The organism is Aurantimonas sp. (assembly GCF_964217435.1).
GTDB lineage: Bacteria > Pseudomonadota > Alphaproteobacteria > Rhizobiales > Rhizobiaceae > Aurantimonas > Aurantimonas coralicida.
Map to the genome: position 1 here is coordinate 215,769 of NZ_CAXPJM010000055.1, position 11,747 is coordinate 227,515.

Here is an 11,747-nt window from a genome sequence, read left to right on the forward strand (position 1 = left end):
ACACGGGTGCCTCGTGCGTTGCCCGCACGCCCGTATGGCGGCGATGATTCTGCCTCGCCCTGCAGGCCTCCCGCGGCATCCACAGCCTCACGCTACGTCAGGCTCCGCGGCGAAGGCATGCCTCCAGACGGCGGCGCAATGGCCTCCGCGGCCGCCCCTCAATTGGGCAGTCTGCAAGAATTTGCGCCAGTGACTGGCGTATATTTCAGCGCTGACAGGGGTTTACACTGAATTCAATTAACAATTGAATGCTGCTCATTGAAAGACGTTGCGGCGAGGGTGAACCCAGTTGACGCATGCAGGGGCCGCAAGGCCAGACAGTCGGAAGGCAGGCGCACCGCTTCGCATCGGGATGCTGACGCCGTCCTCCAACACCGTTCTCGAACCCTATACGGCCGAGATCCTGCGCCCCTTCGGCGCCGAGGCGAGCGTGCATTTCGGCCGCTTCAGGGTCACCGAGATTTCCATGTCGCAGGGCTCGCAGGCCCAGTTCGACCTCGCCCCGGTCCTCGATGCGGCGCGCCTTCTGGCCGACGCCCGCGTCGACGTCATCGCCTGGAACGGCACTTCGTCGGCCTGGCTCGGACTGGAGCGCGACGTCGAGCTGTGCCGCGAGATCGAAGCGGCGACCGGCATCGCCGCCACGACCACCATGCTGGCCTATGACCGGATGTTCCGGGCGGCGGGCGTCACGCGCATCGCTCTGGTGACGCCGTATCTCGGCGAGGTTCAGGAGCGGATCGTCGCCAATTACGCCCGTCAGGGCATCACGGTCGTCGCCGAACGGCACCTGGGAGACCGCGGCAATTTCTCGTTCTGCGAATATACGCCCGAGGCCATCGCCGACTGCGTGCGCGGCGTGGCGGCGGCAAAGCCGCAGATGATCGCCATCGTCTGCACGAATTTTCGCGGCGCGCCGGTCGTCGCCGCGCTCGAGCGCGAATGCGGCATCCCGATCATCGACTCGGTTGCCATCACCGCCTTTGCCACGGCCCGCCTCGTCGGCCTCGACACCGCACGGATCACCGGCTGGGGCCGGCTGTTCCCGGAGTTTTCCCAGATGACAGACCTGCGGCCAACGCAGGCTTTCGCGACAGGCGTCCCGTCCGCTTCGGGCCCTGACACATCCCCTGCCGGACAGCCGGCATCAACGGAGAGTGCAACATGAAGATCAAAACCCTGCTTCTTGCCGCCGCCTGCACGGCAGCCCTTGCGGCGCCCGCCCTGTCGCAGACCATCAGCCTGAAGGTGATGGGCCAGCCCTCGTCCACCGGCCTCATCCAGAAGAACTACGAAGCCCCCTTCTTCGAGAACATGGCGGAGAAGACCGGCCTCGACGTCAGCGCCACCTACACGCCGGTCGACGTCACCGGCGTCAAGGACACCGAGCAGCTGCGGCTTCTCAAGAGCGGCCTCTTCGACATCATCTCCCTGCGCATGTCCCAGGTCTCGCGCGACGAGCCGACCATTCTCGGCCTCGACCTCGTCGGCCAGAACCCGGACTACGCCACCGCCAAGAAGGCCGTCGACGCCTTCAGCCCAGTCGTCGACAAGCAGCTGCAGGAGAAGTTCAACACCAAGCTCCTCGGCGTCTGGCCGTTCGGGCCGCAGGTGCTGTTCTGCCAGCCCGACATCGCCAAGCTGTCCGATCTCAGCGGCAACAAGGTCCGCGTCTACGACCAGAGCCTGGCCAATTTCGTGTCCTCGGTCGGCGGAACGCCGGTGCCGCTCGGCTTCTCGGAAGTGCAGCAGTCGCTCGCCCGCGGCGTGATCGACTGTGCGATCACCGGCCCGAGCTCGGCCAACACCGCCGGCTGGCCCGAGGAAACCAGCAACATGCTGCCGATCGCCTTCCAGATCGCGGTGCAGGGCTACGGCATCAACCTCGACACCTGGAACAAGTTCTCCCCGGAAGACCAGGAGAAGCTGCAGGCGGCCTTCGACGGTCTCGTCTCGGAAATCTGGGCCTATTCGGAAGAGATCTTCGAGGACGCCGTGAACTGCAATGTCGGTGAGGAGCCCTGCGAGACGGTGAAGTCCTACGATCTCAAGCTGATCCCGGTCTCCGAGGAAGACAAGGCGACGATGCAGAGCGCACTGCGCGACATCTCGTTCCCGGGCTGGAAGGAGATCTGCGACAAGGTCAACCCGACCTGCTCGGAAGACTGGCAGAAGACCGTGGGCAAGGCGCTCGGCTTCTAGTCTCCCCTCGCCAACAGACCGGGCGGCCCGTCGGCCGCCCGGCACCCTGCAGCGATTTCACCCGCTGCACTCACGAACGGGGACGGCTCCATGCATCACTTCGCCAGATTCGCCAGCTGGGTCTTCGGCCTGTCGCTTGTCGCGCTGTCCTTCTTCGTGGCGGCCGAGACCGTCGCCCGCAAGCTGTTCAACTTCTCCTTCGAAGGCGCCGACGAACTGGGGGGCTACGTCCTCGCCATCGGATCGTCGCTGGCCTTCACGGTCGCCCTGGTCGACCGGGCGCATGTGCGCATCGATTTCCTGCATCGCCGGCTGCCGGCAACGATCCGGTCCATCCTCGACTGGCTGTCGATCGTCTCGCTCGCCCTGTTCGGCCTCTTCCTCGTCTATGTCGGCCGCTTCGTCATCGCCGACACCATCGCCTATGGCAGCGTCGCGCCGACGCCCTGGGCGACGCCGATGATCTATCCGCAGGCCGGCTGGTTCGCCGGCTACGTGCTCTTCGCCTTCGTCGCCGTCGGCCTCGCCCTCTACGCCACCTACCTCCTCCTGCGGGGCCGCCTCGACGCCTTGTCGGAGGCCTTCGATCCGAAGGGGGTGGAGGACGAGATCAAGGAGGAGCTGGACAATGTCCATGCGCGCTGACCGCCTGCCCCGTCCTTCCCTGACCGTTCCGGATTCCCGCCCATGACCGTCTCCGCCGTCCTCATCGGGTTCGTCGCCATGCTGGCCCTGCTCCTGGCCAGCGTGCCCGTGGCCGTCATCATGGTCGTCACAGGCGTCGTCGGCGGCACGCTGCTGTTCGGCTGGCCGCTGGTCCAGTCCATGGGGCCGGTCGCCTGGGGCGTGCAGAACGAGAACGTCCTGACCGCGATCCCGCTGTTCATCCTGCTCGGCGAACTGCTTCTGCGCGGCGGCCTCGCCGACCGGATGTACACCGCCCTCGCCGTCTGGTTCGTCCGGCTGCCGGGCGGGCTGCTGCACACCAATATCGGCTCCTGCGCGCTGTTCGCCGCGACCTCCGGCTCGTCCGTCGCCACCGCCGCGACCATCGGCACGGTGTCGCTGCCCAATCTCGACAAGCGCGGCTACAAGCCCAGCCGGTCGCTGGGCTCGCTGGCCGCCGGCGGCACGCTGGGCATCCTCATCCCGCCCAGCGTCAACCTCCTGGTCTACGGCTCGCTCGCCGAAACCTCGATCGGCCAGCTGTTCATCGCCGGCATCGTGCCCGGCGTCCTGCTGACCCTCAGCTTCATGATCTTCATCGCCGTCCAGAGCCTGATCGAGGAACACGGCTCCACCGTCGAGCGCGAGCCGCTGCTGCCCCTGCGCGAACGCCTCGCCCTCGCCCGCCATCTGATCCCGCCGCTGATCATCTTCCTGGTCGTCATGGGCTCGATCTATGCCGGCATCGCCACGCCGACGGAATCGGCGGCGCTGGCCGTCGTCGTGGCCATCGGCTTCATCTGGCGCGAGGGCCAGCTGAACTGGCAGGTGATCGACATCTGCTTCCGCCAGTCGGCCAAGACCACCGGCATGATCCTCCTGATCATCACCGCAGCCTTCATGCTCAACGTCACGCTGGCCCTTGGCGGCGCGGCCCAGGCCATGACCCAGTGGGTCGCCTCCTTCGGGCTGTCGGCGACCGGGCTCCTGCTCATCCTGATCGTCTTCTACCTCTTCCTCGGCATGTTCATGGACGTCCTGTCGATGCAGGTCCTCACCATCCCGATCGCCCTGCCGGTGGTCACCGCCGTCGGCGTCGATCCGATCTGGTTCGGCATCTTCGTCGTTCTGATGTGCGAGCTCGGCATGATCACCCCGCCGGTGGGCATGAACCTCTATGTCGTGCAGGGCGTGCGAAAGGACGGTGGTCCCTTCACGGACGTGGTCTATGGCGCATTCCCCTACGCGCTGATCATGATCGCCTTCACCATCCTTCTCATCTTCGCGCCGGACATCGTCCTCTGGCTGCCGCGCAACATGGCGGGTTGAGCGCAATGACCATCTCGGCACCCACGGCTTGGCGCCTCGACGCCTCGGCGCTGGTCGAACAGTACCGGCAGGGCGCGAGCGACCCGGTGACGATCGTCGATCTGTGCCTTGCCCGGATCGCCCGCATCGATCCGTCGCTGAACGCCTTCGTCTGCCTGTCGCCGACGGCGCGGGAGGAGGCCGCCGCCTCGGCCGCGCGCTGGCGAAGCGGTGCGCCCATCGGCCCCCTCGACGGCGTGCCGGTCGCCGTGAAGGACAATCTCGTGGTGAAGGGCATGCCCGCCACCTTCGGCAGCCGGCTCTATGCCGGCACCATCGCGCCGCGGGACGAGCTGCCGATCCGGCGTCTCCGGGAAGCCGGTGCGATCGTCATCGGCAAGACGAACACGCCGGAATTCGCCGTCGAGGGCTACACCTCCAACGACCTCTTCGGCGTCACCCGCAATCCGTGGGCGCCGGCGCTGACGCCGGGCGGCTCCAGCGGCGGATCGGTGGCGGCCGTCGCCGCCGGGCTCGTGCCGGTGGCGATTGGCACCGATGGCGGCGGATCGACCCGGCGCCCGGCCGCCTATACGGGTCTCCTCGGCGTCAAACCCGGCATCGGCCACGTACCCCGCGCCGACGGGCTGCCGCAGGTGCTCTTGGATTTCGAGGTGGTCGGCACCTTCACCCGCTCGGCGCGGGACGCGGCGCTGCTCGACAACGTCCTTTCCGGCCCCGACCGCGCCGACCCGGCCTCGCGCTGTCCGCCAGACGCGCCGGCCGCCGATCGCCCGCTCCGCATCCTTTCGGTCGAACGGATCGACGCCAATCCCTGCGACCTGGAGATCGTGACCGCCCTGCACGCTGCGGCGGACGCATTCGCCGCGCTGGGTCATCGGGTCACGCGCAGCGAGCTGCCCTTCGACAACTCCGGTCTCGCCGCGATCTGGTCGTCGATCGCCGAGATCGGCCTGAGGCGCCTTCTGGCCGTCGAGCCCGACTTCGCGGACAAGGTGAACCCCAAATATGTCGCCATGGCCCGCCGCGGCGCGGAACGGTCGGCAAGCGACCTCCTGGCCATTCTCGAAACGGTGGCGGCCCTGCGGCGGCAGGTCTCGGAAGGCTTTGCGGATTTCGACCTGATCCTGATGCCGTCCTGCGCCGCCATGCCCTGGGCGGCCGACACGCCCTTCCCGGACAGGATCGACGGCCACACGGTCGGGCCGCGTGGACATGCCGTCTATACGGGCTGGGTCAATGCCGCCGGGCTTCCGGCCATCGCCCTGCCCTGCCCGGTCCCGCCCGGCACCCTGCCGATCGGCGTCCAGCTGATCGGCGATCGCGGCGCGGAACCGACGCTTCTGGCGCTCGCCGCCGCCTATGAGGAACGCTGTCCATGGGACGATCGCTGGCCGGACATCGCCGCATCCTGACCGTCGCCGGAAGCGGCGTCGACGAAGGCCGTGCGCACCGGGCCGAGGCCGGAAATCCAGCCTTCGATCGCCGTGCCGGGCGCAACGAAGGGCAGGCCGGACAGGGTTCCGGTGGTCACGATCTGCCCCAGCTGCAGGCCGCCGCAATGATCGCCGACCATCCGGGCAAAGGCCAGGAAGACGGAGAAGGCGTCGCCGCCCGGCACCTTCTGCCGGCCGGTCACCACGTCGCGGCCGTCGAAGGTCAGGCGCACCTCCGGCTCGGTGAGATCGAGCGCCGCGTCGTCGGACTCAGTCCCGAAGACGAGGCCGCCATTGCTCTGGTTGTCGGCCAGCTTGGCCAGCGGCGCGGCGTCCATGAACCTGTCGATGCGGCCGTCGACGATCTCGATCACCGCCAGCGGCGTCACGCAGTCCCGGGCCAGGGTCTCGAAATCGGCCGCGTCGAAGGGCGGCAGGGGGCGATCGAGACGAAAGCCGATCTCCAGCTCGACGCCGCAGGCACCGAGTTCACCGGTCGAGAAGCTGGCACCAGAGGCGCGCAGGCCACCCTTGAGCACCGGCGCCGCGATCACCGGATCGGCGACGCGCTTGCGCCCGGTCTTCCAGGCGGCGGCCGGACCGAAGGCCTCGCAGACCAGCCGCTGGACGCCATAGGCGCCCTCGGGGCCGATCATGCCGGCCAGACGGTCGGCCTCATCGCGCGGCATCGGGGCGTGCGAACGCCGGGCCGTGATCAGGGCCGTCGCCAGCGCCTCGACGGGCGTCGTGTCATCGGCCATCAACGTGCGACTCCCGGCCGGACGGGCCGCAACGGGCGGAATGATGGGCTGGCTGACAGCATGCACAGTTCTCCGAAAGAGCGATGCGCCTACATAGAACCGATCATGCCGGTCGAGAAAGTCCCCCGTTGAGCCCGAACCCCAGCGCCGCCGCCAGTCCTGCCCGCGCCTTCGGCGACAAGCCCCGCAAGGCGCGCATCCGCCGCCATTCGCTGCACCAGGAAGTCGCCGAGACCCTTCGCCAGATGATCATCCATGGCGAGCTGATGCCGGGCGAGAAGGTCCCGGTGGCGAGCCTGTCGGACAGCCTCGGCGTGTCGCCGACCCCCTTGCGGGAAGCCTTGAAGGTGCTGGCCGAGGAACGGCTGGTGGTGATCGAGGTGAACCGGGGGGCCAGGGTCTCCTCCTATACGGCCGAGGAGGCGATCAAGCTGTTCGAGGTCATCGCGGCCGTCGAAAGCCTCGCCGCCGAGCTCGCGACGCGGCGGATGAGCGAGGCGGAAATCGCCGAGATCGAGGCCGTGCATGCGGCCATGACCGCGGCCTTCCATGCCGACGACAAGGACGTCTACTTCGACCTGAACTCGACCATCCACCAGATGCTGGTGACGGCGAGCGGTAACGAGGAACTGCAATTCGTCCACGAACGGCTCATGCTGCGAGCCCAGCGCGGCCGCTATATGGCCATTCTCGACGCCGACCGCTGGCTGCAGGCCTTCGAGGAACACGAGGCCCTGATGGCGGCACTCCGCATCCGCGACAGCGCCGGGGCCGCCGCGATCTGGCGCGTCCACCTCCTCAACACCGGCAAGACCCTCGGCGACGTCCTGCGCCAGTAGCGCGGCGCCCTGCCCACACGACGGGTCGCCACCGCGCGCCCTGCGTCGGGCAGCCGCTTCAGCGATCCGATCGATGTCGCCGCGGCTCAGGCCGCGACGAGATGCCCGTCGCCGCAATCCTGCAGCATCAGCCGCGACGGCTCGTCGCCGACGCGACGCACCGGGCTCGGGATATCGTGGTCCAGCCGCGGAAAGGCATGGCGCCGCTTGGCGGGATCCGGCACCGGGACCGCCTCGATCAACCGCTGCGTATAGGGATGCTGCGGATTGCCGAACACCTGGCCCCGGGTGCCGATCTCGACGATCTGGCCGAGATACATCACCGCCACGCGATCGGAGATGTTCTCCACCACGGCCATGTCGTGCGAAATGAAGAGATAGGCGATGCCGAACTCGTCCTGCAGTTCCCGCAGCAATTCCAGCACCCGCGCCTGCACCGACACGTCGAGCGCCGAGACGCTTTCGTCGGCGACGATCAGTTTCGGCCGCAGCGCCAGGGCGCGGGCGATACAGACGCGCTGGCGCTGGCCACCGGAAAATTCGTGCGGATAGCGGCGCATGTCCGACGCAGACAGGCCCACCCGCTCGAACAGGCCGGCGGTGCGGTCATGCCGCTCGGGGCCCTCGGCGATATTGTGGATGAGCATCGGCTCGGCGACGAGGTCCCCGACCGTCATGCGGGGATCGAGCGAGGCGAACGGGTCCTGGAAGATCATCTGGACATCGCGGCGCAGGGCCTTGGTCTCCCGGCGCGTCAGACCGGCCATATTGCGGCCGCCAACGACGATGTCGCCCGAATACGGCACCAGCCCCGCCAGCGCCTTGGCGGTCGTCGACTTGCCGCAGCCCGATTCCCCGACGAGGGACAAGGTCTCGCGATCTCCGACCGAGAAGCTGATCCCCTCCACCGCATGGACGCGCCGGTCGACCCGGCCGAAGAACCCGCCATGGATGTCGAAGCGCACGGAGAGATCGCGGACATCGACCAGCGGCGCCGGAGCCGCGGACGGTTCGGCGACGGGCGGCGCGACGCGGGCGGCCGCACGGTCGCGGCCCTGGCCCATGCGCGGCACGGCGGCCAGGAGTTCGCGCGTATAGGCCGCCTGCGGGTCGGCGAAGATCGTTGCCGCGGCCCCCGTCTCGACCATGCGGCCGTGGCGCATGATCACGACGCGGTCGGCCATCTCGGCGACGACGCCCATGTCGTGTGTGATCAGGATGATCGCCGTGCCGAGATCGCGCTGCAGATCACGCAGCAGCTCCAGCACCTCCCCCTGCACGGTGACGTCGAGCGCCGTCGTCGGCTCGTCGGCGATCAGCACGTCGGGGCGCAGGGCCAGCGCCATCGCGATCATCACGCGCTGGCGCATGCCGCCGGACAGTTCGTGCGGATGCTGGGCAAGGCGGCTGGCGGCCTCGGGAATGCGGACGGCATCGAGGGCGGCAATGGCACGGCGGCGCGCCTCGCTTCGACCGACACTCTCATGGGCCTCGATCGCCTCGATCAACTGCCGGCCGATGGTCAGCACCGGGTTGAGCGAGGTCATCGGCTCCTGGAAGATCATCGCGACGCGCTTGCCGCGCACCCGGCGCATCTCGCCCTCGCCCAGCTGCGCCAGGTCGGTGTCGCCCAGCCGGATCCGGCCGGAAGCGATCCGCGCGCCCGGCTTCGGCAGCAGCCCCATGATCGCCAGCGACGTCATCGACTTGCCGGACCCGGATTCGCCGGCAATGCAGAGCGTCTCGCCGCGGGCGAGTTCGAAGGAAAAGTCCGAGACCACGGGCCTCGGCCCGGTCTCGCCGCCGACCTCGACGGTCAGTTCCTCGACCCGCAGGATGGCACCGTCCCGCGGCGGCGTCGCGCCGCCGCGGGTGTTCTCGACAGGCTGCCTCATTCGAAGACGCAGCGCGGAAAGTAGAAGGAGACGACCCAGTTCGGCATGTCGACGATCTCCGAAATCCGCAGATCCCCGCAGGTCGAGACCAGCATGTAGGCGTCGACCGGATCCATCTGGTAGCGTGCCGAGAGAAGATCGACCATCTGCGCGACGGCCATCTTCGCCCCGGCCATGAGGTCCGGCCCGATCCCGGTCGTCACCTCGTAGCCCTTGGCGTCGAGATGCCGCGTCACCGGTCCCGCGGTGGTGAAACGCGGCATCTGCAGCCGCGCATCCTTGATCAGATCGAGCGTCAGCACCGTGTTCATCGGGCTTTCGATCGCCGTGCCGCAGACTTCGCCGTCACCCTGCGCCGCATGGGTGTCGCCGACCGAGAACAGCGCCCCGGCCACCTCGACCGGCAGGTAGAGCACCGTGCCGGCCGACAGATCCCGGATGTCGAGATTGCCGCCCATGCGCCGGGGCGGCACGACCGAGTGGAGGCCCGGCTCGGCCGGCGCGCAGCCGATCGTTCCGGCGAAGGGCTTCAGCGGCACCTTCCCCTCCTTGCCGAACAGAGCTGGCTCGAGGGTCGCCGGATCGTATTTCCAGATGGTGAGCGCCGGATCCTTGAAGTCGTCCGCCAGCAGGCCGAAGCCCGGAATGTTGGCGGTCCAGCCGAAGCCCGAGGGCTTGAAGGACTCGATGGTGATCTTCAGGGCATCGCCCGGCTCGGCACCCTCGACGAAGATCGGCCCGGTCACCGGGTTGATCTTGCCGAAATCCAGCGTCTCGACATCGGCGACGGTGGATCCGGCGGTCAACTGACCGCCGGAGGAATCGAGGCATTCGAATTCGATCGTCGAGCCGGGGGCCACCGTCTGGGCCGGCTGGAACGTGTTGTCCCAGCCGAAATGATGGTGGCGACTGTGGATCGTGTAGTCGCAGTTACTGCACATCGTTCACATACACGTAGTCGTAGTTGATCGGGATATGGACCGGGTCGACATAGAGATTGTCGGCACCGCCCATGCGCGGCGACTTCATGGTGAAGCGCTGTTCGTTGAAGACCGGCACCCACGGCGCGTCGGCCATGATGTCGGTGTAGATCTTCGACCACATCTGCGACCGCTCTTCCTGGCGCGCCGGATCGACGATCGAGTCGGCCTCGGTCGCCCGTTTGTCGAGCTCCTCGTTGCAGTACCACGACCAGTTCCAGCCGCCCGGCACGGCGCCGGCGCAGCCCAGGATCGGGCCGTAGAAGTTGGACGGATCCGGGAAGTCGGCGATCCAGGCCATGCCGCCGGACCAGATCATCGGCGCGGCGTCCTTCTCGCCGCCGGCGGCGATGACATTCGCCTGGGCCAGCGACTGGATCTCGGCACGAATGCCGATCTGCGACAGATCCTGCTGGATCGCCTGGGCGATGCGCGGGTTCGGGTCGGTGTTCATGACGAAGAGCTCGGTGTCGAACCCGTCCGGGAAGCCGGCCTCGGCGAGCTTGGCCTTCGCCGCGTCCACGTCGTAGGCGTAGCCCTCGTAGCTTTCGTCATAGCCGGGCATCGAGGGCGGCAGCGGCTGGTTGGCCGGCAGCGCCCGGTTGTTGATCATCTGGACGACGCGGTCCTTGTTGATCGCCATGTTGACCGCTTCGCGAACACCCTTCTGGTCGAAGGGCGGGATCTCGACGTTCATCGTGATGTAGCCGGTCTGCAGCTGGCCGCCCTCGACGACGCGGGCCTTCTGCTCGGGGTCGGCCATGACCTCCTGGAACTTCGCCGGCGGGATACCGTCGCCGGGAATGTCGACCTCGCCGCTCTGCAGACGCAGCAGCGCGACGATCGGCTCCTGGCCGATCTCGAAGGTGATCTGGTCGAGATAGGGCAGGCCGTCGCGCCAGTAATCCTCGTTCCGGGTGAACACGACGCGCTGCCCGAGCGCCCATTCGCCGAGCTTGAAGGCGCCGGTGCCCACGGGGTTCTTGCCGAAATCGGCGCCGTGCTCGGCCACCGCTTCCTCGGGAACGACCGAGGCGAAGTTCAGCGCCATCACGTGCAGGAAGGTGGCATCGGGCCGCGACAGCTTGATCTCGACCGTCGTCGGATCGACCACCGTGACGCCGGACAGGCTGTCGGCCTCGCCGGCGGCCACGGCCTCGTAGCCGTCGATCATGCCGAAGAAGCCGGCGCCGGGGCTCTGCGTCGCGGGAGCGGTCACGCGGTCGAGCGAGAACTTGACGTCCTCGGCGGTCATCTCGCGACCATTGTGGAACTTGACGCCCGAGCGGAGCTTGAAGGTAAAGGTCTGCCCGTCCTCGGAAATCTCGTAGCTTTCGGCAAGGCCCGGCCGCAGCTCGGTGGTGCCCGGCACGTAATCCATGAGCCCGTCGAACAGGCTCTTGATCATCGACCAGTTCTGCCAGTCATAACCGATCGCCGGATCGAGCGTGGCGACGTCGTCCTTGTAGGTGATGACGATGTTGCCGCCCTGCTTGGCGTCAGGGTCCGGCGTGGTGGCATCGGCGGCGGGCGCCGTCGCGGCGTCCTGCGCCATGGCCGGCGCTGCCGCCAGCATGAATCCGAGCGCCGATGCGGCGACGGTCGTGGTGAGCCAGGCTTTCATGCGGTCTTCCTTTCC

At 67.9% G+C, this 11,747-nt stretch carries 10 protein-coding genes; 6 read left to right on the forward strand and 4 right to left on the reverse strand.

Features of this window, described 5'->3' with window-relative positions:
• Nucleotides 1-352 precede the first annotated feature (352 nt).
• The 5 genes from ACEQX1_RS20330 to ACEQX1_RS20350 all read left to right on the forward strand — a co-directional run bounded on the left by ACEQX1_RS20330 (nucleotide 353) and on the right by ACEQX1_RS20350 (nucleotide 5,612).
• Nucleotides 353-1,168 (forward strand): Asp/Glu/hydantoin racemase, encoded by an 816-nt coding sequence (locus ACEQX1_RS20330; RefSeq protein WP_370197555.1) that lies wholly within the window; start codon nucleotides 353-355, stop codon nucleotides 1,166-1,168.
• Nucleotides 1,165-2,202, forward strand: a complete 1,038-nt coding sequence (locus tag ACEQX1_RS20335; protein ID WP_188075756.1) for a TRAP transporter substrate-binding protein — start codon at nucleotides 1,165-1,167, stop codon at nucleotides 2,200-2,202. The genes ACEQX1_RS20330 and ACEQX1_RS20335 overlap by 4 nt, the downstream gene beginning before the upstream one ends.
• Nucleotides 2,203-2,292: 90 nt before the next feature.
• Nucleotides 2,293-2,847, forward strand: a complete 555-nt coding sequence (locus tag ACEQX1_RS20340) for a TRAP transporter small permease subunit (protein WP_024350133.1) — start codon at nucleotides 2,293-2,295, stop codon at nucleotides 2,845-2,847.
• Between the two features lie 42 nt (nucleotides 2,848-2,889).
• Nucleotides 2,890-4,197 (forward strand): TRAP transporter large permease, encoded by a 1,308-nt coding sequence (locus tag ACEQX1_RS20345; protein WP_024350132.1) that lies wholly within the window; start codon nucleotides 2,890-2,892, stop codon nucleotides 4,195-4,197.
• Between the two features lie 5 nt (nucleotides 4,198-4,202).
• Entirely contained in the window at nucleotides 4,203-5,612 is a 1,410-nt protein-coding gene (locus ACEQX1_RS20350; RefSeq protein WP_370193621.1) for an amidase, read from the forward strand.
• Here ACEQX1_RS20350 and ACEQX1_RS20355 read toward each other — a convergent pair.
• Entirely contained in the window at nucleotides 5,558-6,394 is an 837-nt protein-coding gene (locus tag ACEQX1_RS20355; RefSeq protein WP_370193620.1) for a hypothetical protein, read from the reverse strand. The two genes, ACEQX1_RS20350 and ACEQX1_RS20355, sit on opposite strands and share 55 nt — an antisense overlap.
• Before the next feature lie 128 nt (nucleotides 6,395-6,522).
• Between ACEQX1_RS20355 and ACEQX1_RS20360 the strand changes: the two genes are divergently transcribed.
• Nucleotides 6,523-7,233 (forward strand): GntR family transcriptional regulator, encoded by a 711-nt coding sequence (locus ACEQX1_RS20360; protein ID WP_188075761.1) that lies wholly within the window; start codon nucleotides 6,523-6,525, stop codon nucleotides 7,231-7,233.
• A gap of 86 nt (nucleotides 7,234-7,319) precedes the next feature.
• On the opposite strand, the gene ACEQX1_RS20365 is transcribed toward ACEQX1_RS20360, so the two are convergent.
• The 3 genes from ACEQX1_RS20365 to ACEQX1_RS20375 are packed head-to-tail and all read right to left on the reverse strand — an operon-like array spanning nucleotide 7,320 to nucleotide 11,732.
• Nucleotides 7,320-9,128, reverse strand: a complete 1,809-nt coding sequence (locus ACEQX1_RS20365) for an ABC transporter ATP-binding protein (RefSeq protein ID WP_370197558.1) — start codon at nucleotides 9,126-9,128, stop codon at nucleotides 7,320-7,322.
• Nucleotides 9,125-10,069, reverse strand: coding sequence for an acetamidase/formamidase family protein (locus ACEQX1_RS20370; RefSeq protein ID WP_370197560.1), 945 nt, complete (start codon nucleotides 10,067-10,069; stop codon nucleotides 9,125-9,127). Before ACEQX1_RS20370 ends, ACEQX1_RS20365 begins: the two co-directional genes overlap by 4 nt.
• A complete protein-coding gene (locus ACEQX1_RS20375; RefSeq protein WP_370197562.1) occupies nucleotides 10,059-11,732 on the reverse strand; it encodes an ABC transporter substrate-binding protein in 1,674 nt (557 codons plus the stop codon). Before ACEQX1_RS20375 ends, ACEQX1_RS20370 begins: the two co-directional genes overlap by 11 nt.
• Between the last annotated feature and the right edge of the window lie 15 nt (nucleotides 11,733-11,747).